Below are 25208 nucleotides of genomic sequence, written 5' to 3' on the forward strand. Positions count from 1 at the left end.
TGGAAAATTCATGTTATGAAATTCAAAACGCTTGTAAAATCGACCGCGCTTATGGTCGTTGTAGCTTTAAGCATTTTACCGGCTCAAGCTCAAAATGATCCCCTGAAACAATATGGGATTAAAGGTGCGAGTCTGACCCGCACAACATCGGTTAACTCGCCTAAAAGTTATACAGTGAATGGTAAAACCTATACGACGTACGGCTCTAGTGGTGCCAAAGCGTATTCAAAAAATGGAATTGCAAGTTATTACCATCGTAAATTTCAAGGTCGTCGTACTTCCAGTGGAGAACCTTATAATGCGAATCTCTATACGGCAGCGCACAAAACTTTGCCGATCAACTCTTATGCGTTAGTGACTAATTTACACAATAATAAGAAAACTATTGTACGTATTAACGATCGTGGTCCTTTTAGTCGTGATCGTATTATTGATCTTTCTTACACTGCAGCGAGAGAAATCGGTTTAATTGCCCGTGGTGTTGGGCAGGTTAAAGTCGAGGCATTACATGTGGCGGCAAATGGTAATATTTCAGGTGCAGGAGTCAAAACACTTGCTAAATATGCAAGAACAGAAGCAGCTTCCGAGCGCCTTGTTAATATGGAAAAAAGCGAAAGAAAAAAACGCTTAAATGAACCGAAAACATTTAAAGAGCAATACTCGTTAAAAATGTTAAATCTTCCTAGCGAAAAGCTTGCTAACGATATGATTACACGCCTTGCACTTGATAATGTTAATACGGAAGTTAATCATCGCAATGGCAGATATGAAATTCATTTTGGTCCTTTAAAAGATAAACAAGTCACAACACAGTTAAAGGCAAAATTACAAAAAATTGCCGGTGAAAACCCATTAGTCGTTTATACTCATAAAAATTAAGATTTTATTAAGGAAATGCTATGTTAAAGCAAAGTGCTAAATTTACTAAAACTGTTCTTCTTTCCGGTATTCTTGCTGCTTCTACTGCTATTGCACAAGATGATATACAATATGGCATTACTCCACCGGAAGTGAATGCGCAAACCTATATTTTAATGGATTATAACTCAGGGGCTGTACTTGCTTCGTTAAACCCTGATCAACGCCAATATCCCGCTTCCCTAACTAAAATGATGACGAGCTACGTGGTGGGGGAAGCATTAAAGCAGGGAAAAATTCATAATAGCGATATGGTCACTATTGGTGAAAGTGCGTGGGGGCGCAATTTCCCTGATTCATCTAAAATGTTTTTGAACTTAAACCAACAAGTTTCCGTTTCGGATCTGAATAAAGGCGTAATTATTGTTTCCGGCAACGATGCTTGTGTGGCATTGGCAGAGCATATTTCAGGCACGGTATTAAATTTTGTGGATACCATGAATAAATATGCCCAACAGTTCGGTTTAAAAAATACCAACTTCACTACACCACATGGTTTAGATGATCCGAATCAATATTCTTCGGCTCGGGATATGGCGATTATTGGGGCGCATATTATTCGTGATCTGCCGGATGAATATAAAATTTACGCAGAAAAAGAATTTACCTTTAACAAAATCAAACAGCCTAACCGTAATGGTCTATTATGGGATAAAAGCATGAACGTGGACGGTATGAAAACCGGTCATACCAGCCAAGCCGGTTATAACCTTGTAGCTTCAGCGACGAATCCGAGTAATATGCGTTTGATTTCTGTTGTAATGGGGGTTTCGACTTATAAAGGGCGTGAGGTTGAAAGTAAAAAATTATTACAATGGGGCTTTGCCAATTTTGAAACTTTAAAAACCCTTGAAGCAAATAAAGAAATTTCAGAGCAACCGGTTTATTACGGTGATGAAAGCAGTGTGAAACTTGGTGTATTACAAGATAGTTTTATTACCGTGCCAAAAGGGAAACAGTCTGAATTAAAGGCCCGTTATGAATTAGATAATAAATACTTACAAGCCCCTTTGGCGAAAGGTCAAGTTGTCGGAAAAGTGATTTATCAACTTGATGGCAAAGATATTGCAGTCGTTAATTTACAAGCGATGCAAGAAGTCAAAGAAGGCGGATTTTTTGGAAATGCATGGGATTGGTTAGTGCTCACCATAAAAAGCCTTTTCTAAAACACCTTGAAATTTAACCGCACCTCCCCATTTTATGAGGGAACTAATGATCTCAAACGGGGCAGATTTAAGATCTGCCCTTTATCTCACTCAAAGTAGAGAACAATTATGACAACAGAACAAGATTACGAAAAACTGAAAGAATTAATGGAATTTCCCGCAGCAATGACATTTAAAGTCGCAGGCATAAATCGTGAAGATTTAGCCCAGGATTTAATTGCGGTCGTGCAAAAATATCTCCCGGGGGATTACATTCCCAAAGAAAAACGCAGTAGCAAAGGCACTTATAATTCTGTTTCTATTGATGTGATTGCACAGAATTTCGAACAAGTGGAAACCCTTTACAAGGAACTCGCTAAAGTTGAAGGCGTGAAAATGGTTATCTGATATGGCGACATTACCTCTTATCGTACGCCAACTCGGTTTACAAGATTATCAAGAGACCTGGCACAAAATGCAGGATTTTACAGATAATCGTCACGCTGACACAATCGATGAGATCTGGTTGGTTGAACATCCTCCCGTTTTTACACAAGGGCAAGCCGGCAAGCCTGAACACTTGCTCCAAAGCAGCGATATTCCTGTTGTGCAATCTGATCGTGGCGGACAAATTACTTATCATGCACCCGGTCAGTTGGTGATGTATGTATTAATTGATATTCGACGTCATCAAAATTTAAATGTGCGTCAGTTAGTGACCGCTCTTGAGCAATCGGTGGTTAAAACCTTAGCGGATTACGGTATTGAGGGCTACCCAAAAGCGGATGCGCCGGGCGTTTATATTGAGGGAAAAAAGATCTGTTCATTGGGATTGCGTATCCGTAAAGGTTGTTCGTTCCATGGATTGGCATTCAATATCCATATGGATTTGAATCCCTTCCATTATATTAATCCTTGCGGCTATGCTGGCTTAGAAATGTGTCAACTTGCCGATTTTATAGAGAAAAAAGACGCAACTTTAGATAATGTTTCGCCCAAATTAATTAAACACTTTGCCGAACTTTTAGGCTATAATGCAACGAATATTTAACATTTACAATAAAAATGCCTACTCTAGGCATTTTTCTTTAGGAAAAAATCATGTCAACGCCATTTAAAATGGAGCGTGGTGTCAAATATCGTGATGCTGCAAAAACTTCCATCATTCCTGTTAAAAATATCGATCCAAACCAAGAATTACTGAAAAAACCGGAATGGATGAAAATCAAACTTCCGGCAAGTTCAGTAAAAATTAACAGTATCAAAAATGGAATGCGTCGTCACGGCTTGCATTCCGTCTGTGAAGAAGCCTCTTGTCCAAATTTACACGAATGTTTTAATCACGGTACGGCAACTTTTATGATTTTAGGTGCAATCTGTACCCGTCGTTGTCCTTTCTGTGATGTCGCTCACGGAAAGCCTTTGCCTCCCGATCCGGAAGAACCCCGCAAACTCGCTGAAACCATTCAAGATATGAAATTGAAATATGTGGTGATTACATCCGTGGATCGGGATGATTTAGCAGACCGTGGCGCAGGACATTTTGCCGAATGTGTGAAGGAGGTTCGGGCATTAAATCCGGGAATTAAAATTGAAATTTTAGTGCCTGATTTCCGTGGTCGTATTTCTCAATCGCTAGAAAAATTAAAAGACAATCCGCCTGATGTATTTAACCATAATTTAGAAAATGTGCCCCGTTTATATAAGGAAATCCGCCCGGGTGCCGATTATGAATGGTCACTCAAACTCCTTCGTGAATTTAAGGAAATGTTCCCAAATATTCCGACAAAATCAGGGTTAATGGTCGGTTTGGGTGAAACAAATGAAGAAATTTTAGAAGTGATGCAGGATCTGCGTGATAACGGTGTGACAATGCTCACTTTGGGGCAGTATTTACAACCAAGTCGTCATCATTTACCGGTGGCTCGGTATGTACCGCCTGCGGAATTTGATGAGTTTCGTGAAAAGGCAAATGCGATGGGATTTGAACACGCTGCTTGTGGTCCATTTGTGCGTTCCTCTTATCACGCAGATCTCCAAGCAAGTGGCGGTTTAGTGAAATAAAAACAACCTCAAAAATAACCGCACTTTTGCTAATTAAAATGGGTTGCCTCTTTTGGAAGCAACCCATTTTATTAGGGGGCGAGGGCAATTTTGCCGATAATGCCAGATAAAATGCCTTTAGTCTAAGCGACCCAGAGCAATACCGCCAATAACTGCGGTGAAATAATCCTTAAAAACATCACCAACGGATAAACCGTTGCATAAGAAAGTGCAGCTGCACCATTGTCCTCTTTTATTTCATTAGCGAAAGCAAGGGCTGGAGGATCAGTCATTGAACCGGCAAGTAGTCCACAAATGCTGAGATAATTCAGTTTGGCATATAGGCGTGCAATAACACCAACAATCATGAGAGGGACAAAAGTAATAAACATACCGTATCCCATCCATTCAAGCCCGGCACCGTTTATTAAGGTATCCATAAAACTGCCGCCGGATTTCAATCCTACAACGGCGAGGAAAAGCACAATGCCGATTTCACGTAAGGCGAGGTTAGCACTGGGCGGCATAAACCAATAAAGTTTTCCAATACTACCGATTCGGGCAAGAATTAATGCGATTACAAGTGGTCCACCGGCCAAACCAAGTTTAAGGGCAACAGGGAATCCGGGAATATAAAAAGGAATAGAACCAAGTAAAACCCCTAACCCTATCCCTAAAAATATCGGTAGCATCTGTACTTGTTGGAGTTTTTGTTGAGCATTGCCAATAATGGAAATGGCTTTGTCCAGCACATCTGTGCGACCAACCATATGAAGTACATCACCAAATTGTAATGAAGTATTTCCACTTGGCACTAATTCCACCCCGGTACGGTTGAGGCGAGAAATTACCACACCATATTTTTGATGAATATGTAGTGTTCGAATTTTTTTACCCAATACTTTTTCATTGGTTACCACAACCCGCTCAGCCCGAATTTCTCCACTAGTAGAAATAACGGGGACATCTACTTCATCACCAATCACCAAACGCATATTTTTCAAACCATGATCATCTCCGACCAAATGTAATATATCATCAAGATGAATTTCAGTATTGGCTTTTGGAACGATAACACTTTCTCCACGAATTAAGCGGGAACAAACTACTTCTTCATCGTCAAATCCCGGAATTTCAACTAATGCGATCCCGTCTAAATTACGGTTGGTTACTTTTACTGAAATAGTATGCAAACTTTCTTTATCTTGCCCGCTTTCTTTATTGAAACGTTGTACTTCGTCGTCGATTTTTACACGAAAAAACAAACGAATTAACCACATGGCAAGCAAAATCCCACAAATTCCGAAAGGGTATGCCATTGCGTAGGCAATCCCCATTGTGGCAGTCGCTTGTGGCATTCCTAATTCACTCAAAATTTGTTGCCCAGCACCCAAGGACGGCGTATTGGTTACCGCACCGGAATAAATGCCTAACGCAATATCTAAGGGCACATTCGCCATTTTGTGCAAAATAAAAACAGAAAATGAGCCTATAACGACAATTAAAATAGCAAGCACATTGAGTTCTAAACCGGATTGGCGTAAAGAGGCAAAAAAACCGGGTCCCACCTGAATCCCGATGGTATAAACAAACAAAATTAATCCGAATTCTTGCACAAAATGCAAGGTATGTTCATTGAGCTGCAAGCCGTACTGATTCGTAAAGTGTGCAACAATAATGCCGCCAAATAATACACCTCCGACCCCTAGACCAACGCCCTTAATCTTCCAATGCCCGATCCATAAACCGACAACTGCGACAAGGGCAAGGAGACTAATTGTAATTGCAATTTCACTCATTATGACCTCATAAATATTAAATTTACCTATTACGGATTATAACAACTTGATTTTTTGAAAACTTTAACGAAACTCAAAAAATGATAACTTCATCACAATTTTTCTTGCTTAATCATGAACTCCGCCTAAAATGACCGCACTTTTGTTTTTTTACGGATACATTTATGGATTACGGACAAGAAGCGATAACCTCGCTCCTGTGGATTTTGAAAACCCTTACGATTACTGCGGTAGTATTTAGCGCCGGAATTTTTTTGCTTGTACGTTTTACTCACTGGGGAAAACAATTCTGGATGTTTGCCGGTGGTTATCTCTCACCTAAACGTAGCATTAAGCCTTTGTTGTTTTTCCTATTGATTGTCGCCTTTACCTTGGTGAGTGTTCGCATCAGTTTGGTAAATTCCACATGGTTCAATAATACGTACACATCTCTACAAGAGTTTAATATTCCGGTTTTTTGGCAACAAATGGGCTTATTTGGTGGCATTGTCGCCAGTGCACTCCTAAATTTATTAGTCAGCTATTACATTGAACAACGTTTTGTGATTGATTGGATTACTTGGCTAAACGATGAGTTGGCAAATAAATGGATGACAAACCGTGCCTATTATAAAACCCAATATTTGTCCGCCAATTTGGATAACCCCGATCAACGTATCCAACAAGATATACAATCTTATGTAAAAACTACGCTGTCATTAAGTACCGGTGTCATTGATGCGGTTACTTCCATTATTTCCTACTCCATCTTATTATGGGGATTAGCCGGTCCAATGATGGTATTTGGGGTAAACATTCCACATATGATGGTGTATTTAGTTTTTGCTTACGTCATCTTGACAACATTAATTGCCTTTCGACTCGGTCGCCCGTTAATCTCTCTCAATTTTGCCAACGAACGTTTAAACGCAAACTATCGTTATTCCCTCATTCGTATTAAAGAATATGCGGAAAGTATAGCCTTTTATGCAGGAGAAAAAGTGGAACAAAACCTACTTTATCGCCAGTTCAGGGCAATTATTGCCAATATGTGGGAGATGGTATTTAGAATGCTAAAATTCTCAGGTTTCAACGTAGTCGTCAGTCAAACTTCCACGGTGTTTCCTCTATTAATTCAGGTTGGACGCTATTTTGAAAAACAAATCAAACTCGGCGATTTAATGCAAACCGTACAAGTGTTCAGTCAATTACATGCTAATCTATCCTTCTTCCGTAACACCTATGATAGTTTCGCCGGCTATAAAGCAACGCTTAACCGTTTAACTGGCTTTACTTATGCCATTGATATGGCAAATCGAGAATCACAAACTGAAATTCAGACCGCTGAAAATGAGGTTATTTTCGAGCATTTAAGTATCAAAAACCCCTTCGGACAGACGCTTATTGAAGATCTTAATCTTATCTTACCACAGGGGGCAAGTCTATTAATCCAAGGAAATTCCGGTGTAGGGAAAACTACCTTATTACGTACGGCCGCCGGGCTTTGGGATTATTCTTTAGGAAAAATTTATTGTCCTAAAGAACAACTTTTTCTTTCACAAAAACCTTATTTACCACAAGGTAGCCTACTCACAGCGTTAGCCTATCCCAAAAATGTGGAAGAAATTGACCGCACTTTGGCAGAAGAAACCTTACGTAAAGTACAGCTCGGGCATTTAGTCGAACGTTTGGAACAAACCCAAGATTGGACACGCATTCTTTCTCTTGGCGAACAACAGCGTTTAGCCTTTGCCCGTTTACTGTTACACAAACCGAAAGTCGCCTTTTTAGATGAGGCCACAGCAAGTATGGACGAAGGATTGGAAGATGCAATGTATCGTTTGTTAAAAGATGAATTGCCGACAATGACGCTCATCAGCGTGGGACATCGTTCTACATTGAAAGTTTTCCATCAACAACAGCTTAATATTTTGTCGAAAGGCGAATGGTCGTTAAATAGGATCAACGGATAGAAGAGTAAAAGTGCGGTCATTTTTCACCGCATTTTTCTTTATGTGGTATATAAAAATACTGTTATCAATAGCGATTTTTTGGTACATTTAGCACAATTTTTTGTGTATTCAAATATGAGCAGATTTTTAATCAATTCAAATTAACGGAATTATTATGTTATTTAAAAAAATACGCGGTTTATTTTCAAATGATCTTTCTATCGATTTAGGTACGGCAAACACCCTGATTTATGTAAAAGGGCAGGGAATTGTATTAGATGAACCTTCTGTCGTGGCGATTCGTCAAGATCGTATGGGGGCGTTAAAAAGTATTGCAGCGGTAGGTAAGGAAGCAAAACAAATGTTAGGGCGTACCCCAAAAAGCATTGTGGCTATTCGTCCAATGAAAGATGGTGTAATCGCAGATTTTTTTGTAACCGAAAAAATGTTGCAGTATTTTATTAAACAGGTTCACAGTGGCAATTTTATGCGTCCAAGCCCTCGTGTATTAGTCTGCGTACCGGCTGGTGCAACACAGGTTGAACGTCGTGCAATTAAAGAATCGGCGATTGGTGCTGGGGCTCGTGAAGTGTATTTAATTGAAGAACCGATGGCTGCGGCAATCGGCGCAAAATTACCGGTTTCTACCGCAGTCGGCTCAATGGTCATTGATATTGGTGGGGGAACAACCGAAGTCGCTGTGATTTCTTTAAACGGTATCGTGTATTCTTCTTCTGTTCGCATTGGCGGTGACCGTTTTGATGAAGCGATTATTTCTTATGTGCGTCGTACTTTTGGCTCAGTCATTGGGGAACCGACGGCAGAGCGTATTAAACAAGAAATTGGTACGGCTTACATTCAAGAGGGTGATGAAATTAAAGAAATGGAAGTGCATGGTCATAACCTCGCTGAAGGTGCGCCTCGTTCTTTCAAATTAACCTCTCGTGACGTATTGGAAGCCATTCAACAGCCTCTAAACGGTATTGTCGCAGCGGTACGTACGGCGCTTGAAGAATGTCAGCCGGAACATGCGGCGGATATTTTTGAACGTGGTATGGTTTTGACCGGAGGCGGTGCATTATTACGCAATATTGATATTTTACTTGCGCGTGAATCCGGTGTTCCGACGATTATTGCCGAGGAGCCGCTCACTTGTGTGGCGCGTGGTGGCGGTGAGGCGTTAGAAATGATCGATATGCATGGTGGCGATATTTTTAGCGATGAAATCTAATTTATCATCAATAAAAAGTGCGGTTGATTTTGACCGCACTTTTGTTTTAAGCCATTAATGAATTAGGTATTTTAATGAAACCGATTTTTGCTAAATCTCCCCCTTTAGGATTCCGTCTGGTTCTTGCGGTGATTGCTTCTACCGGTCTTATTTTGGCGGATGGGCAGGATTCGATGAATAGAGTTCGCAGTATGATGGAAACGGCTGTTGGCGGTTTGTATTATTTGGCAAATAGCCCGCGTACCGTATTAGACGGCGTATCGGATAATTTTGTCGATACTAACAAATTACAAATCGAAAATAAGGTACTGCGTGAACAGCTTCGTGAAAAAAATGCAGATTTGTTGCTGTTGGATCAAATTAAAGTTGAAAATCAGCGTTTACGTTTATTACTCAATTCGCCGTTAAGAACCGATGAATATAAAAAAATTGCGGAAGTGCTGACGGCTGAAACGGATGTATATCGCCAGCAGGTTGTTATTAATCAAGGAGAAAAAGACGGGGCTTATGTAGGGCAACCGGTCATTGATGAAAAAGGTGTGATTGGGCAAATTATCTCTGTTGGGGCTAACACCAGTCGTGTATTGCTGATGACGGATGTCACTCATTCTATCCCTGTACAAGTGCTGCGTAACGATGTACGTGTGATCGCCAGTGGAACCGGGCATACCGATGAACTTACGCTTGATAATGTACCACGTTCAGTGGATATTGAAAAAGGCGATTTATTGGTGACATCAGGTTTAGGGGGGCGTTTTCTTGAAGGTTATCCCGTAGCAGTAGTGCAAAGTGTATCTCGTGACGGAACAAATTATTTCGCAACGGTAAAAGCTAAGCCGCTCGCATCTTTGGAACGTTTACGTTACGTGCTTTTACTTTGGCCAAGCACCCTAGATATATCGAAAGTAAAATCTATGTCGCCGGAAGAGGTGCGCGAGCTTGTTCAAAAGCGGTTGGAAAGTCAAGCCAATGAGATGAACAATAAAGTGCGCAAAATGAAAATTACTGAAGAACAAGAACCAAAAATTGAAAATAATAAAGATGAAATTGAGCCTGAAATTCCGCCCGAAACACCGCAAGACGAACCTGTTTCGCCGGAGCAACGGGAATATAGGGAGGAAGGCTGATGCAAATGCGCTTAATTTTGCAATGGGTAACGATACTCTCATTCTTTATTGTCGCCCTTGTTATGGAGCTTGCGCCTTGGCCAATAGGCTTTCAAGCTTTTAAACCCTCTTGGTTAATTTTGGTGCTAACTTACTGGGTATTAGCTATTCCTAACAAAGTTAGTATTGGTATTGCTTTTTTACTTGGTGTGATTTGGGATATTGTACTTGGTTCAACTCTTGGTATTCATGCTCTAGTACTTTCAGTCGCTTTTTACTTTATTGCTAAAAATTATCTGGTGCTTCGTAACCTTTCCTTATGGTTTCAAAGCCTGTTGGTGATTATTTTTGTGTTTTTTATTCGTTTTGCTATTTTTCTTGTGGAATTGTTTTTACACAGTGCGGTTTTTAATTGGCAAGAAATTTTTGGTGCTATCGCTTCGGGGATATTGTGGCCATGGATATTTTTATTAATGCGAAAAATGCGCAGAAAAGTCGGGCTAAGTTGAAATAAGAAGAGTAGTTTTGTGAGAGAAATTATTCAGCGAACGTTATCATGATAGAAATAAAAGGGAAACATCAGTTTCCCTTTTGTTGTATCTAATTTTTGTGATTCTATAAAACCATTACGAGCGTTTCATAATTTCAAAAAACTCTTCATTGGTTTTTGCAACACCGAGTTTGTCAATGAGCCATTCCATTGCTTCCACTTCACCCATTGGATTAAGGATTTTGCGTAGAATCCACATTTTTTGTAGTTCATCAGGTGTGGTGAGTAAATCTTCTTTACGTGTCCCCGAGCGATTGAAGTCAATAGCAGGGAATACGCGTTTTTCGGCAATTTTACGGGAAAGATGGAGTTCCATATTACCGGTTCCTTTAAATTCTTCGAAAATTACTTCATCCATTTTTGAGCCGGTATCGACAAGTGCGGTCGCAATAATTGTTAAACTACCACCTTCTTCTACATTACGGGCGGCACCGAAGAAACGTTTAGGACGGTGTAATGCGTTAGCATCCACACCACCGGATAAAATCTTACCGGAAGCAGGTGTGACCGTATTATAAGCACGAGCCAAACGGGTAATGGAATCAAGCAAAATTACCACATCTTTTTTATGTTCGACGGAACGTTTAGCCTTTTCGATCACCATTTCTGCTACTTGAACATGGCGTGCAGCCGGTTCGTCAAAAGTAGAAGCGATCACTTCCCCTTTTACCGAACGTTGCATTTCTGTTACCTCTTCCGGACGTTCATCAATTAACAGAACGATGAGTTCGCATTCTGGATAATTATGGGTAATGCTTTGAGCAATATTTTGCAACAACATTGTTTTACCCGCTTTTGGCGGTGCAACAATCAAACCGCGTTGACCTTTACCAATCGGTGAGGCTAAATCCAAAATACGGGCAGTTAAATCTTCGGTTGAACCGTTACCCCGTTCCATTTTGAGACGGGAGTTGGCGTGGAGTGGTGTTAAGTTTTCAAAGAGAATTTTGCTGCGGGAAACTTCAGGCTTGTCGTCATTGACTTGATCGACTTTAAGTAGAGCAAAATAGCGCTCACCTTCTTTAGGCGGTCGGATTTTACCTTCAATCTTATCACCGGTTTGTAAGTTAAAACGACGAATTTGGCTTGGTGAAACATAAATATCGTCAGGGCCGGCTAAATAAGAGCTGTCGGCTGAGCGTAAAAAACCGAAACCGTCCGGTAAAATTTCCAATACACCGCCGCCAAAAATATCTTCGCCACTTTTAGCGTGTTGTTTTAAGATTGCAAAGACAATATCCTGTTTACGCAAACGAGCTAAATTTTCTAAGCCCATTTGCTCTTCGCCGAGTTTCACAAGATCCGAAACAGGCGTATTTTTAAGTTCTGTTAAATGCATAATGAATAATTGTTGGGATTGTTAAGAGTTGAGTTAATTGAATGGTGGAGTCTTATCCTAAAATTTTTGCGTAAGGTATCACTAAAACTGCATACTGTCTAGTTGTCAGCACAAACTTTTATAAATTTATTTTTTGCGATATTGCCCCGGTGTTAATTGATAATATTTTTTAAATGCTTTCCCAAAATTACTTTCCGACTGGAAACCGCAATTTAATGCAATACTGAGTACGGATTGTTGGGAGTGTTTAAGTAATTCCCCCGCCTTTTGTAATCTAATATGATTGACAAAATTATATGGGCTGACACCGAGTTGCTGATTAAATAATCGTATAAGTTGAGCTTTGGATAGATTCGCTATATGACAAAGGGTTTCAATTTTCCAAGCCTGCTCAGGTTTAGCAATAATATTGGATATCACATTGTAAAGACGCTTATCGCGTAATCCGTTTAGTAATCCGTTCAGCTGGGCATTATCCTGTTGTAAATAGGTACGAATTAGTAAGGTTAGTAATACGCTAAGTAAGGCATTAATAATATTTGCGGAACCGGGCTGATAATCCTCAGCTTCACGCTGCAGTATGTCAAGTACTGGCTTTAAAGCGGCATCTTGCAGATTTAATAAAATAACTTCTGGTAGGTTATTAAATAATTCCGATTGTTTATCATAAGTAAAATTAGCACAAAATAAGCTAAAATCAGGAGATTCACCGCCACATCGTTTCAATGTAAATGCACCGTTAGAAATAATATTTATTTTGCTCGGTCCCTTGTAGTTAGGCTGGTGTGTTAAGGTGTGGCCTAATGAATGGGGGAGAAATACTACATCGTTAGCCTTAAGTTTTATTGCATTTACCATCCCGTCAATATGTAAATATCCCTCTCCTTGTGAAACGATATGCACGATTCCATGATAGGTTTGCCTCTCATGGCGAATATACCAAGAGTCCTGCAATTTACATTGAATATTGATGCTACCGGATATTTGAGCAAATTTAATGAGTTTATCGAGAATATCCATTACTTACCTCTATAAATAAAAATAGGGAGCCAACTCCCTATTTTCGTTTGCATTATATATTTTATTAAGCCGACCCACCCGCTTTCTTGCGCAGAATTCGATTTGCACATTCTGCCGCTACGGTTAATCCGCCTGCCATCATAATAATGTCTTTTAAGATCAAACGTCCGGCGGCAGATAAGTAAGGGAAGCCATAATTTGGGGTAGGCAAATCACCGCCTAAATTAGGTACCCAGGTTTCCGGTGTGGTAATCAGGAACGAAAGCGTAACAATTGACATACCGAAGGTCAAGAGTCCGCCAATCAACCCGATGTTGGCATTCCAAATCCCCATCAGGGTTAAAATACCAATGCTCACAATCACCACGCCTAATCCGTAAGAGAAGGTATAAGTACCATTTTGCTTATGCCATTCAATATTTTTTTGCACCATTTTTCCTTCAGGGTTCTTGTGTAAGACATATTCTTTAACCATTTCGCCTTTTTCATTTGGTGCATATTTATCGCTGTTATTATAAAAAAAGCTCATAAAAGGGCTATTAGATACGAAATGTGCAATACCGTCCGCTTCGTATTGGAAGGCTTTTAAGCCACCAATCCAAGCCATCACAATAAAAATGGCAATTCGAATAAAATTAATAAATTGACGTTGCCAAGGGGCAATAATTTTAGCAATAAATTCGATCAACACTTGCATAAGATAACTCCTAATTATTAATGATAAATCGGGGGCGGATTTTAAAGTAATTAAACTGAAGTTATTAGATGATTTGTCTTAATCTATCCATAAATTGTCTCATTCTATCCTCGAAGATATTGGCGATTTCTTTAAAATATTTCACTTATTTAGGGGGAATTGATAGAATATTCCCTTCAAAAATTCCGTATATTTTGACCGCACTTTGGGGTCATTGATGATAAGAAAGAGGATATTATGGCACTTTGGGGTGGGCGTTTTACACAAGCGGCAGATAAGCGTTTTAAAGATTTTAATGATTCATTACGTTTTGATTATCGTCTAGCCGAACAGGATATCGAAGGATCAATCGGTTGGTCGAAAGCGTTAGTCAAAGTGAATGTATTAACGCCGGAGGAAAAGCAGCAATTAGAACAAGCATTAAACGAATTATTGATCGAAGTGCGGTCAAATCCGCAAGCGATTTTGCAAGATGAAGCAGAAGATATTCACAGTTGGGTGGAAAGTAAACTGATTGATAAAGTGGGGAATCTTGGCAAAAAATTGCATACCGGACGTAGCCGTAATGATCAAGTCGCACTTGATATTAAAATGTGGTGTAAACAACGTGTGATCGAATTACAGGATTCAATTCGGAATTTGCAACGTCATTTAGTGCAAACCGCTGAAAATACACAGGATGCCGTGATGCCGGGTTACACCCATCTCCAACGTGCGCAACCTATCACCTTTGCCCATTGGTGTATGGCTTATGTAGAAATGTTTGATCGGGATTACACCCGTTTGACCGATGCGTATAAACGTATGAATACTTGTCCGCTTGGTAGTGGTGCGTTGGCAGGTACGGCTTATGCGGTAGATCGCGATACACTTGCTCAAGATTTAGGATTTAATTTTGCGACCCGTAATAGTTTGGACAGCGTGTCGGATCGTGATCATATCGTAGAATTACTTTCTACCGCATCCCTGAGTATGGCACATCTCTCCCGTTTTGCAGAAGATATGATTATTTTTAATAGTGGAGAAGCAAACTTCGTAGAATTATCAGATCGTGTAACTTCAGGTTCATCTTTAATGCCGCAAAAGAAAAATCCGGATGCCTGCGAATTAATTCGTGGCAAAGCTGGTCGCGTAATGGGCGCTTTAACCGGTACGTTGATGACTTTAAAGGGATTGCCACTCGCCTATAACAAAGATATGCAAGAAGATAAAGAGGGCATTTTCGATGCCTTGGATACTTGGCAAGATTGTTTGGACATGGCAACTTTCGTATTGGACGAGTTAAAAGTGAACGTTGAACGTACCCGTGAAGCCGCCTTAAAAGGCTATTCAAATGCGACTGAATTGGCTGATTATCTTGTTGCTAAAGGCTTACCTTTCCGTGATTCCCATCATATTGTGGGGGAAACAGTGGTGTATGCGATTGAAAAAGGCAAAGGGTTGGAAGATTTAACTATTCCGGAATTTCGTCAGTTTAGCGAGGTGGTGGGAGATGATGTGTACGACATTCTTTCCCTTCAATCTTGCTTGGATAAACGTTGTGCGAAAGGCGGCGTTTCACCATTGAGAGTAGCAGAAGCCATTGCTGAGGCGAAAGCAAGATTTGCTTAACGGATAAAGTAAATAAAAAAGTGCGGTCAAGAAAATATTTGAATTTCTGACCGCACTTTTTCTTGGGTAAAAGAATTAATCTCTAAAATTATTAAACTGGAATGGTTGCCCCAGCTCTGCGCCTTTCACCAGTTGAATCACCGCTTGTAAATCATCGCGGGATTTTCCGGTGACTCGTACTTGATCACCTTGAATTTGGGCTTGAACTTTAATTTTAGAATCCTTCACTAATTTTGTGATTTTTTTCGCCATCTCGGTTTCAATGCCCTGTTTTAATTTTATTTCTTTGGTATAAAGTTTGCCATGGTGTTCACTTTCAGTTGGAATATCCAATGACCCGTGTTCAATACCACGTTTAACAAATGCACCAATCAAGATTTCAATCAGTTGTTCAAGTTGAAACTCGGATTCCGTCGTTACTTTTACGGTTTCATTTTTTTCATTGAGTTCAATGACGGCTTCCACACCTCGGAAATCATAGCGTGTACTTAATACGCGGTTTGCATTTTCTACGGCGTTACGCACCTCGTGCATCGTAATTTCAGAAACAATATCAAAAGATGGCATAATTTTCTCCCACTAACGTTAAATTCTTTCTCTTGCACTTAAAAGACACAAAAGTGCGGTCAAGTCAGCAAAGTTTACCACAATTTGCGCTTGTTGTTGCACTTTAGGTTTGGCGTGGAAGGCGACCCCTAATCCCGCTACATTCATCATCGCTAAATCATTCGCGCCGTCGCCAATGGCAATGGTATTCTCCGGTGCAATGCCATATTCATCACGCAAGCGTTGAAGTGTTTGTGCTTTATATTGCGCATCCACAACATCACCTTTAATTAAACCGGTAAGCTTGCCATTCACAATGTCAAATTGATTGGAAACGGCGCAGTCTAATTCCAATAAATCTTTTAAATAATCGGCGAAGTAAGTAAAGCCACCGGAAGCAATGGCGGTTTTCCAACCGTGTTTTTGTAAGGTTTGTAGGGTTTCCGGCAAGCCGGGCATTAAGGGTAAATTTGACCGCACTTCTTGTAGAATACTTTCAGGCGCCTCCTTCAATGTACTGACTCGGCGACGTAAACTCTGTTCAAAATCCAGTTCGCCCCGCATCGCACTTTCGGTAATGGCAGACACTAATTCACCTGTGCCGGCAAGTTTGGCGATTTCATCAATACATTCAATTTGGATTGCAGTGGAATCCATATCCATCACTAATAATCCCTTTTCCGATAACTTAGCCTTGAAGTTGAGTCGGGCAATATCTAAACCTAGCTTGTGTGCAATCGCAAGGAATGTCTCTTGCCATTCTCCTTTAAGTAAAACGATTGTATTTTTAGCCATATTCCAAGCATCAAAACACTGAAAATTTTGACCGCACTTTTGCTGAAATTGAGTGAGTGTTGAAAGGTTTAATTGTGTGCCGTAGAGAATGAAATCATTGTCTAATAGGGCAAGGGGCGAATTGGGCAAAAGTGCGGTTGGAAATGTTGGGTATTTTTGTGTAATACTTGCAAGGTTTTGAATTTGCATAGAGAATCCTGTAAATTGTGAAAATTAAAACTATTCTAGCCGATTTAAGGGCAAATTGGGGGAAAATAACTTGCATTTAATTAAAGAAAAATTAACCAAATCTGTGATGCTTGTGATGATTTTGAGCCTTTGTTTTGGTGCGTTGGTGATTATTTTGTTTGGTGTGCAACAATTTAAGATTAGTTCGCAGTTTGCGAGTGTGAATCAGGTGGCTAATTTGTCCCATATCCTCGTACGCCAACAGGCTAATTTGTTTTCCGTATTGTTGGTGAATAATACAGAATCTGAAAAACTGAAGGAAAATTTAGATAATTTTGTACAGGAACATTTTGTATTGGATGCTTCAATTTATAATGCACAGGGAAAATTACTGGCGCAAAGTACCGACTCGGAAAGTTTGCGTTTACATTTAGGGCTTGAAACGAATGAGGAAGAAAATACCGGGCAGCAAATTGTTGAACCGATTTATTCTAATTTAGGTATTCAGGGTTTTTTACGTGTCACCTTTGACGGGCAATATGCGCAAACCTCCCAAAGTAAAATTAATCAAATTTTTCGTCAACTGTACGGTGAACTGATAGTGGTATTTTTATTAGGCGTAGTATTGGCGAGTTCTATTCACTATTTTTTAAGCCATTATCGTCGTGCTTATCGCAAAGCGAATGAACCTAAAAAAACACTCAATTTACCGATTAAATCCAATATCCAACGGTATCGCCAAAGACGGCGTAGAACATAATTTACGATAGATCATAGATATTGCATAAAATTTCAATTATTTTGCCTAAATGACGAAATAAATAAGGTAGAATAGGAAAAAATTTACTTTAGACAGGAGAACAATATGGCAACTCGCAGACAATTAGCCAACGCAATCCGTTTCTTATCTATGGATGCGGTACAAAAAGCAAAATCAGGCCACCCAGGTGCTCCAATGGGCATGGCGGATATTGCTGAAGTATTATGGCGTGATTTCTTAAAACATAATCCGACCAATCCGAAATGGGCAGATCGTGACCGCTTTGTTTTATCCAACGGGCATGGTTCAATGCTGATTTACAGCTTGTTACATTTAACCGGTTATGATCTTTCCATTGAAGATTTAAAACAATTCCGTCAACTACATTCTAAAACACCGGGCCATCCGGAATATGGCTATGCACCGGGCGTTGAAACTACAACCGGCCCGCTAGGTCAAGGGATTACCAATGCGGTAGGTATGGCGATTGCAGAAAAAACGTTAGGCGGTCAATTTAACCGTGAAGGCCATGATATTGTCGATCACTATACTTATGTATTCTTAGGCGACGGTTGTTTAATGGAAGGCATTTCTCATGAGGCTTGTTCTTTAGCGGGGACACTCGGTTTAGGCAAATTAATTGCTTTCTATGATGACAACAATATTTCTATTGACGGTCATGTTGACGGCTGGTTTAGCGATGACACGGCAGCCCGTTTTGAAGCTTACGGTTGGCAGGTTATTCGCAATGTAGATGGTCACGATGCTGAACAAATTCGTGCGGCGACTATTCTTGCCCAAGCAGAAAAAGAAAAACCGACCTTAATTATTTGCAAAACCATTATTGGTTTTGGTTCACCAAACAAAGCTAATTCTCATGATAGCCACGGTGCACCTTTAGGTGATGAAGAAATCGCCTTAACCCGTCAAGCATTAAATTGGGATTATGCACCGTTTGAAATTCCGGCAGAATACTATGCCGAGTGGGATGCAAAAGCGAAAGGTGCGGCAGCTGAAAAATCGTGGGAAGAAAAATTTGCTGCGTACGAAAAAGCCTATCCTGAGTTAGCGGCTGAGTTTAGACGTCGTACGACTGGTGAATTACCGGCGGATTGGTCAACATATTCTCAAGCCTTCATTGAAAAATTACAATCTAATCCGGCAAGTATTGCAAGCCGTAAAGCCTCACAAAATGCGATTGAAGCCTATGCACAAGTATTGCCTGAGTTTTTAGGTGGTTCGGCGGATTTAGCAAGTTCTAACCTCACCTTATGGAGCGGTTCAAAACCAATCCGTGCAAATGAAAATGTGGATGGCAACTACATCAACTATGGTGTACGTGAATTTGGTATGTCAGCCATCATGAACGGTATTGCTTTACACGGTGGCTTCATTCCTTATGGTGCAACCTTCTTAATGTTCTATGAATACGCTCACAATGCAGTGCGTATGGCGGCATTAATGAAACAACGCGCATTGTTTGTTTACACCCACGATTCTATCGGCTTAGGCGAAGATGGTCCAACCCATCAACCGATTGAGCAGACGGCTTCATTACGCTTAATTCCAAATCTTGAAACCTGGAGACCTTGCGATCAGGTTGAATCAGCGGTGGCGTGGCAACAAGCGGTAGAACGTCAAGACGGCCCGAGTGCATTAATCTTCACCCGTCAAAACTTGGCACAAATGGACCGCACTTCTGAGCAATTAGCGAATGTGGCACGCGGTGCTTATATCTTAAAAGACAGCAACGGCACACCGGATTTAATCTTAATTGCAACGGGTTCGGAAGTGGAACTTGCCGTTAAAGCGGCAGATGTGCTTGCTGCAGAAGGTAAAAACGTGCGTGTGGTTTCAATGCCAAGCACCAACCGTTTCGATAAACAAGACGAAGCATTCCGTGAAAGTGTCTTGCCTTCCTCTGTCACTAAGCGTGTTGCGATTGAAGCGGGAATTTCTGATTTCTGGTATAAATACGTGGGCTTTGCCGGTCGTATCGTGGGAATGAATTCATTCGGTGAGTCTGCGCCGGCTGATCAGTTATTCAAATTGTTCGGTTTCACTGTGGATAACGTGGTAGCGACAGCGAAAGAAATTCTTTAATTTTAAACTTAGAAAGGTGGGATATTCCCACCTTTTTTATGCAATAGTGCTTTTTTTGATCGGAAAATTCGTTCTATCCTTTATTCTTCTCCACTTGTTACATTCACCCCTTTTCCTATTTTGTAAAACTGTCCACCTGCAATATAGTGCAGGGTTTTCAGTTCATCAGGTGCATCATCAAATTGCCAATGTCCCTTGTTAAAAATACGATCATCTGCCCATGATGCAAGCACTTCACCGATAAACATATCGTGTTTCTCGTGATTTTCAGGCTCGGGAATCACTTTACAGATAATCCAAGCAGCACAGCCTTCCACCAAGGGAACATCGAAGCCTTCTTGATAAAATAGCCTCAATTTATCTAATTTGTCTGGATTTTCTTTACGGCTCAGTCCCATTTCGACAACTAATTTAGCTTGTTTCACGATGGGAATTTGTACGGCAAAATAACCGCTCTTTTCAATCAATTTTCGTGTATAAGCGGCTTTGTCGATGATTACCATTAATTTGGCTTTCGGTAGATAGTCCACTGCACAGACCCACGCTGCAGACATCACATTTTCAATGCCCTCTGCTTTAGCGGAAATCATCGTTGTTGGACCGTGGTTGATTAAGCGATAGAATTTTTCCAGTTCAACAGGTTTAATTGCCATTTTTTGTTCCTTGTTTATTGATAAAAGTGCGGTTGGTTTTTTACCGTGTTTTGAGTTCTTAGTAAATATACAAAGGGGAAAATATAGGGTGACCGTGACGTTATTTTTTTCAACATATTGAGATTGTCGGTTTTTATAACGGACGTCATCGTTACGCCCCCTACCGAATCAACAACTATTCGGTATTATCCGTTGCACAAATCTGTTTTTGGGGTAGGGACACACAGCGTGTGTCCGTATTTCAATATGTTATAAGCGGACACACGTAGTGTGTCCCTACATATCATTGAAATGTCTATTTTGTGCATTTGCTACATAATACTGCAACGATTAGATAGGTTCGTGTTGACAATTTTATTGAAAATTATTTTGTTAAATATCTACCGGTTGCCATACTTTCCCTTTCACTGGTGGTAACCAAGCACCACCCACTACGCACATTTCCCACAATCGGTTTGGAATACCATAATGATCTGCTTGATTTGGGTCAAGCTCGGTGATGATTTCTTGTAAGCGATTTTCTCGAATTAACGTGGCAATGTTGGGATTAATCATCACAGTTTTACCGAGACCAATAAATTCTGCCCAACCTGTTTGATAGGCAGCGAGGATTTGTTCTGCGGTGAATAGATTACCAACACCGATAAGCGGTAGTTTACCGTTGATGCGTTCGTGTATTAATGCTAAGCGGGTTTGATTGCTGTCGGTACCACGACGGGCTTTTTTGTAAAAATCCCACAGGGAAACGTGCAAATATTGCAACGGTTTTTGAACTAATTCGTCAATGAGTGCAAAGGTATCCACCATTGTTAACCCATTGTCGCCACTTTCTTCAGGAGAAAAACGATAGCCGATGATGAAATCTGGACGATGATATTTTTCACGCATAGCGATGACTGTATCGACTATAGCAAGGGGAAAACGCAAACGATTTTCTAGGCTACCTCCCCATTGATCAGTACGTCGGTTGCTTTGGGCTGAGAAAAACTGTTGGATTAAGTAACCGTTTGCGCCGTGGATTTCCACACCGTCAAAACCAGCTTTGATAGCTAATTCTGTGGCGTTAGCAAAACTTGAGATCAGCTCATGGATTTCATTATTGGTCAATGCTCGGCTACCGCTGCTTTCATCTTCAGAGGGGGCGACTTTATCTTTGCCGTTTAATAATTCCGTAATGGCAAGTTTACCCCCATGGTGAATTTGCAAAATGGCTTTTGCACCTTGGTTTTTAATTATATCTGCGGTTACTTTTAGACTATCTAATTGGCTTTCGTGAATGGCTTCTGGCTGTCCGTAAAAGGCTTTTCCACCATCTGCCACGAGGGTTGCGGCGGCAATAAATAAGCCAATGTCACTAGCACGATTGCTTAGAAAAACACGTTCTTCTTCGCTGATTGTGCCATCATGGTGTGAGGCAAAATGAGTCATTGGGGCAACAGCAAGCCGGTTTTTAATTGTGATGCCATTGTTTAATGTATAAGGCTCTAGGATCGGTTGAAATTTGTTCATGATTTATCTCCTTTAATAGCGTAAAAGGCGGAAATTTCCGCCTTATGGATTAATAATGAGCATGGAAAATTTTACTTACAATTTGCCATGTTCCATTTATTTTTAACAAGTTGAAATAATCAGTAAAACCATAGCCGCTTAGATTGTCGGTATCTACACGGGCGGAAGCTGCGTTGCCGGTAATATCAATATAGGCAATCGCAACAGTCGGATTTTCTGAGGGAGTAAAGTGGTTGTCAATCACAGGGAATAAACTTTCTGTTACAGATCCGCCTGCGATTGCTCCGTTTTCATCCACGCTATACATGGTTGCGACTTCGTGAAAAGCAGGCTGCATAATCTCGCTTTTCGCTTGTTTCCCGCCTTCACTGTATTCGTTTAATAAAACTTGTTCGATTGCTTTATATTCCGTTGTGTAAGTTGGTTTCGTCATCTTTCTTTTCCTCTGTTGTTTAAAAGATGGTGGCATTATAGTGATCTAATTTAGATTGACTAGATATCAAATTTAAACTAACTTGTTCAATAATATTTGACAATCTATCTTTCACTATGCAAGAAAACTTAAACGATTTACGCACTTTTTTGCTTGTTGCTCAAACGGGTAGTTTTACCAAAGTGGCGGCTCAATTGAATCTTTCACGAGCAGCGGTAAGCCATACTATTAGTCAGTTAGAACGCCGTTTAGGCTTGAAACTTTTCAATCGAACTACCCGAAGCGTTGCCACGACTGATGCAGGGCAGCAGCTTTATCAGCAGCTTTGTCCATTATTTCAAGACATTGATAGCCGTTTACTCAATATTTTAAATAATCAAAACCAACAACGTGGCGTGCTGAGAATTAATGGCACTATTCATGCGATTTCAGTTATCCTTTGGCAAAAATTCCGCCGTTTTTTGGAACATTATCCGAATATTACTCTGGAACTTGCGGCAGAGATGAAGTTTATTGATATCGTAGCAGAACGCTATGATGCCGGTATTCGTGAGGGAGGATTAATGGATAAAGATATGATTGCAGTGAGAGTGTCGGAGGCTGTCCGAATGTGTTATGTAGCTACACCCGAATATCTTTCCCGCCACGGTACACCTCAAACGCCGGAGGCGCTGCTTAAACATAACTGTATTCGCTTACGTATTCCCACTTACAACAACTTGTTGCCGTGGGAATTTGAACATTCAAAAACAGGTGAACGGTTTAAACTAGCCATGCAGGGGAATTTGATTGTTAATCAGCCTCCCATGACCCGTCAAGCGGCCTTAGACAATATAGGGATTTCATGGGAAATGGCAGATGAAGTAGAAGCCGACATTCAGTCAGGCAGACTTTGCCGTATATTAAGTGATTGGGAATGCATTTATCCCGGTTATTATCTCTACTTTCCTAATCGTACTGAATATTCACCTCTGTTAAAAACTTTGGTGGAATGGCTTCGGATATAAAACATCATAAATATTGACCGCACTTTTTAGCTATTTTCTCTGTGTTTGACAATTGATTGAAGTCTTTGATTTTGCTAAAATCCGCCCCGTTTTTTCTGATATGTCAGAGAAAAATGAGTTCGGATGAAGGTAGCTGGAGAGTAGGGAATTAACCCTACGCCGACGATGTAAAATCTTTCAGGCGCACGTAAGTGCAGGGACTGTTACTGGACGAACCCTTGGAGAGATCCATTGCACAGAAAATATTACAAGGTGTAAATGGACGCCGAAGGCGCAAAAGAGCGGTTGTTTTTAACACCGTTTTTCAAACGCTCAGGCAAAAGGACAGGGGCTAAAAGACAATCTGTATTTTTCTTTCTTCTCACGGATGCTTTTCGTCTCCTTGTCGCGTTTATTGGTTTTTAGACGACGAGGAATCACAATGTCATTTACGACAATTTTATCTACGATTGATAGCTTTATTTGGGGGCCGCCCTTATTAATTTTATTACCCGGCACAGGGCTTTATTTCACTTTACGTTTAGGTTTTATTCAAATTCGTTATTTACCGCTTGCGATTGGTTATTTATTTAAAAAAGAACGTGGCGGAAAAGGGGATGTGTCTTCTTTTGCTGCTTTGAGCACAGCCTTAGCGGCAACCATTGGAACGGGAAATATCGTCGGTGTTGCTACGGCAGTCCAAGCGGGCGGGCCCGGTGCGATTTTTTGGATGTGGTTGGTGGCATTGCTTGGCATGGCGACTAAGTATGCGGAATGTTTGCTTGCGGTTAAATATCGGGTGAAGGATCGCCGCGGATTTATGTCCGGCGGTCCGATGTATTACATTGAACATGGTCTTGGGATTAAATGGTTAGCCAAGATGTTTGCGGTGTTTGGTGTCTTAGTGGCATTTTTCGGTATCGGCACTTTTCCACAGGTGAATGCGATCACTCATGCGATGCAAGATACCTTTCATATTCCGGTGATTATCACCGCGGCTGTCGTTACCGTTTTGGTGGCAATGATTATTTTAGGCGGGGTAAAACGTATCGCAACGACATCAGCGATTATTGTTCCCTTTATGGCGATTTCTTATGTATTCGTATCAATTATTATCATTTTACTAAATTGGGAACGAGTGCCGGATGCAGTAATGTTGATTATTCGTAGTGCTTTTGATCCGCAATCTGTGCTGGGTGGGGTATTAGGTTTTACCGTAATGAAAGCCATTCAATCGGGGGTGGCACGGGGGATTTTCTCCAATGAATCCGGTTTAGGGAGTGCGCCGATTGCTGCCGCTGCAGCCCAAACACGAGAGCCGGTTCGTCAGGGGCTTATTTCAATGACCGGAACCTTTTTAGATACTATTATTGTGTGTTCAATGACAGGTATTGTATTGGTGTTGACCGGAGCGTGGAGTAATGCCGAACTTGCCGGCGCAACGGTAACCAACGCGGCATTTTCACAAGGGTTAGGATTAGATTTCGGGGCGATCATTGTCACCATAGGCTTATTATTTTTTGCATTCACGACAATTTTAGGTTGGTGTTACTATGGTGAGCGCTGTTTCGTGTATTTGGTCGGAACACGTGGTATTCGTTTATATCGCTTAATATTTATTATTTTGGTGGGGATTGGTTCATTCTTAAAATTAGATTTGATCTGGATTCTAGCCGATATTGTAAACGGATTGATGGCATTTCCAAATTTAATTGCTTTGATCGGATTACGTAAGATCGTGATTGAAGAAACGAAAGATTATTTCAATCGTTTAAAAATTAATCATCATGACTAAGATGAAATGGTTTAATTTAATACAAAAAAATAAAAGGATGCTTAGCATCCTTTTTTATTTTTAACTAAAA

23 protein-coding genes and 1 riboswitch are annotated in these 25208 nt (G+C 40.6%); of the genes, 14 read left to right on the forward strand and 9 right to left on the reverse strand.

The genetic code is table 11. From position 1 onward, the window contains the following. Positions 1 to 15 precede the first annotated feature (15 nt). The 5 genes from BKK47_RS01185 to lipA all read left to right on the forward strand — a co-directional run bounded on the left by BKK47_RS01185 (position 16) and on the right by lipA (position 4127). The gene (locus BKK47_RS01185) at positions 16 to 879 is read left to right on the forward strand and encodes a septal ring lytic transglycosylase RlpA family protein (RefSeq protein WP_077493132.1); all 864 of its coding nucleotides are present in this window, start codon (positions 16 to 18) and stop codon (positions 877 to 879) included. 20 nt (positions 880 to 899) lie between these two features. After that, entirely contained in the window at positions 900 to 2084 is a 1185-nt protein-coding gene (locus BKK47_RS01190) for a serine hydrolase (protein ID WP_077493112.1), read from the forward strand. Between the two features lie 108 nt (positions 2085 to 2192). Next, the gene (gene ybeD / locus BKK47_RS01195; protein ID WP_077493113.1) at positions 2193 to 2471 is read left to right on the forward strand and encodes a DUF493 family protein YbeD; all 279 of its coding nucleotides are present in this window, start codon (positions 2193 to 2195) and stop codon (positions 2469 to 2471) included. A 1-nt stretch (position 2472) separates the two neighbouring features. Next, positions 2473 to 3114 carry a lipoyl(octanoyl) transferase LipB gene (gene lipB, locus BKK47_RS01200; RefSeq protein WP_077493114.1) on the forward strand — a complete coding sequence of 214 codons (642 nt, stop codon included), beginning with the start codon at positions 2473 to 2475 and terminating at the stop codon, positions 3112 to 3114. Between the two features lie 50 nt (positions 3115 to 3164). Continuing rightward, positions 3165 to 4127: a lipoyl synthase gene (gene lipA, locus BKK47_RS01205; RefSeq protein WP_077493115.1), complete on the forward strand. Its 963-nt coding sequence runs from the start codon at positions 3165 to 3167 to the stop codon at positions 4125 to 4127. Positions 4128 to 4249: 122 nt separating this feature from the next. Here the strand turns inward: lipA and BKK47_RS01210 are convergent, their stop codons facing one another. Continuing rightward, a complete protein-coding gene (locus BKK47_RS01210; protein ID WP_077493116.1) occupies positions 4250 to 5905 on the reverse strand; it encodes a putative transporter in 1656 nt (551 codons plus the stop codon). A 164-nt stretch (positions 5906 to 6069) separates the two neighbouring features. Between BKK47_RS01210 and BKK47_RS01215 the strand changes: the two genes are divergently transcribed. From BKK47_RS01215 to mreD, 4 genes are all read left to right on the forward strand, one after another. Next, complete coding sequence (locus BKK47_RS01215; protein ID WP_077493117.1) at positions 6070 to 7857, forward strand: ABC transporter ATP-binding protein/permease; 1788 nt, start codon at positions 6070 to 6072, stop codon at positions 7855 to 7857. Between the two features lie 154 nt (positions 7858 to 8011). Further along, on the forward strand, positions 8012 to 9067 hold the full coding sequence (locus BKK47_RS01220; RefSeq protein ID WP_059367493.1) for a rod shape-determining protein: 1056 nt from the start codon (positions 8012 to 8014) through the stop codon (positions 9065 to 9067). A gap of 74 nt (positions 9068 to 9141) precedes the next feature. Further along, on the forward strand, positions 9142 to 10194 hold the full coding sequence (mreC, locus tag BKK47_RS01225; protein ID WP_077493118.1) for a rod shape-determining protein MreC: 1053 nt from the start codon (positions 9142 to 9144) through the stop codon (positions 10192 to 10194). Beyond that, positions 10194 to 10682, forward strand: a complete 489-nt coding sequence (gene mreD, locus BKK47_RS01230) for a rod shape-determining protein MreD (RefSeq protein WP_077493119.1) — start codon at positions 10194 to 10196, stop codon at positions 10680 to 10682. The genes mreC and mreD overlap by 1 nt, the downstream gene beginning before the upstream one ends. A 117-nt stretch (positions 10683 to 10799) precedes the next feature. Here the strand turns inward: mreD and rho are convergent, their stop codons facing one another. The 3 genes from rho to BKK47_RS01245 form a co-directional block, all read right to left on the reverse strand. Continuing rightward, positions 10800 to 12062, reverse strand: a complete 1263-nt coding sequence (gene rho / locus BKK47_RS01235) for a transcription termination factor Rho (protein ID WP_018355393.1) — start codon at positions 12060 to 12062, stop codon at positions 10800 to 10802. A 126-nt stretch (positions 12063 to 12188) separates the two neighbouring features. After that, complete coding sequence (locus BKK47_RS01240) at positions 12189 to 13082, reverse strand: AraC family transcriptional regulator (protein WP_077493120.1); 894 nt, start codon at positions 13080 to 13082, stop codon at positions 12189 to 12191. Between the two features lie 64 nt (positions 13083 to 13146). Continuing rightward, positions 13147 to 13779, reverse strand: a complete 633-nt coding sequence (locus BKK47_RS01245) for a DUF417 family protein (protein ID WP_077493121.1) — start codon at positions 13777 to 13779, stop codon at positions 13147 to 13149. Between the two features lie 237 nt (positions 13780 to 14016). On the opposite strand from BKK47_RS01245, the gene argH reads away from it, so the two are divergent. Continuing rightward, positions 14017 to 15390 (forward strand): argininosuccinate lyase, encoded by a 1374-nt coding sequence (gene argH / locus BKK47_RS01250; RefSeq protein ID WP_077493122.1) that lies wholly within the window; start codon positions 14017 to 14019, stop codon positions 15388 to 15390. 75 nt (positions 15391 to 15465) lie between these two features. Here argH and BKK47_RS01255 read toward each other — a convergent pair whose 3' ends face one another. Next, positions 15466 to 15957 carry a YajQ family cyclic di-GMP-binding protein gene (locus tag BKK47_RS01255; RefSeq protein WP_018355389.1) on the reverse strand — a complete coding sequence of 164 codons (492 nt, stop codon included), beginning with the start codon at positions 15955 to 15957 and terminating at the stop codon, positions 15466 to 15468. An 18-nt stretch (positions 15958 to 15975) separates the two neighbouring features. Beyond that, entirely contained in the window at positions 15976 to 16920 is a 945-nt protein-coding gene (gene serB / locus BKK47_RS01260; protein ID WP_077493123.1) for a phosphoserine phosphatase, read from the reverse strand. A 70-nt stretch (positions 16921 to 16990) separates the two neighbouring features. On the opposite strand from serB, the gene BKK47_RS01265 reads away from it, so the two are divergent. Further along, complete coding sequence (locus tag BKK47_RS01265; protein ID WP_077493124.1) at positions 16991 to 17659, forward strand: YtjB family periplasmic protein; 669 nt, start codon at positions 16991 to 16993, stop codon at positions 17657 to 17659. A gap of 105 nt (positions 17660 to 17764) precedes the next feature. Continuing rightward, positions 17765 to 19762, forward strand: a complete 1998-nt coding sequence (tkt, locus tag BKK47_RS01270; RefSeq protein ID WP_077493125.1) for a transketolase — start codon at positions 17765 to 17767, stop codon at positions 19760 to 19762. Positions 19763 to 19842: 80 nt separating this feature from the next. Here tkt and BKK47_RS01275 read toward each other — a convergent pair whose 3' ends face one another. The 3 genes from BKK47_RS01275 to BKK47_RS01285 form a co-directional block, all read right to left on the reverse strand. After that, complete coding sequence (locus BKK47_RS01275; protein ID WP_077493126.1) at positions 19843 to 20415, reverse strand: flavin reductase family protein; 573 nt, start codon at positions 20413 to 20415, stop codon at positions 19843 to 19845. A gap of 372 nt (positions 20416 to 20787) precedes the next feature. Next, entirely contained in the window at positions 20788 to 21924 is a 1137-nt protein-coding gene (locus BKK47_RS01280) for an NADH-dependent flavin oxidoreductase (protein ID WP_077493127.1), read from the reverse strand. Positions 21925 to 21973: 49 nt separating this feature from the next. After that, on the reverse strand, positions 21974 to 22357 hold the full coding sequence (locus tag BKK47_RS01285; RefSeq protein ID WP_077493128.1) for a nuclear transport factor 2 family protein: 384 nt from the start codon (positions 22355 to 22357) through the stop codon (positions 21974 to 21976). A gap of 116 nt (positions 22358 to 22473) precedes the next feature. On the opposite strand from BKK47_RS01285, the gene BKK47_RS01290 reads away from it, so the two are divergent. Together BKK47_RS01290 and BKK47_RS01295 are read left to right on the forward strand one after the other, a co-directional pair. Beyond that, positions 22474 to 23364 (forward strand): LysR family transcriptional regulator, encoded by an 891-nt coding sequence (locus tag BKK47_RS01290; RefSeq protein ID WP_077493129.1) that lies wholly within the window; start codon positions 22474 to 22476, stop codon positions 23362 to 23364. A 208-nt stretch (positions 23365 to 23572) separates the two neighbouring features. Continuing rightward, positions 23573 to 23702: riboswitch (glycine riboswitch) on the forward strand. Positions 23703 to 23785: 83 nt separating this feature from the next. After that, positions 23786 to 25138 carry an alanine/glycine:cation symporter family protein gene (locus tag BKK47_RS01295; protein WP_077493130.1) on the forward strand — a complete coding sequence of 451 codons (1353 nt, stop codon included), beginning with the start codon at positions 23786 to 23788 and terminating at the stop codon, positions 25136 to 25138. Positions 25139 to 25208 lie beyond the last annotated feature (70 nt).

The organism is Rodentibacter mrazii (assembly GCF_001998825.1).
GTDB classification, from domain to species: Bacteria; Pseudomonadota; Gammaproteobacteria; order Enterobacterales; family Pasteurellaceae; genus Rodentibacter; species Rodentibacter mrazii.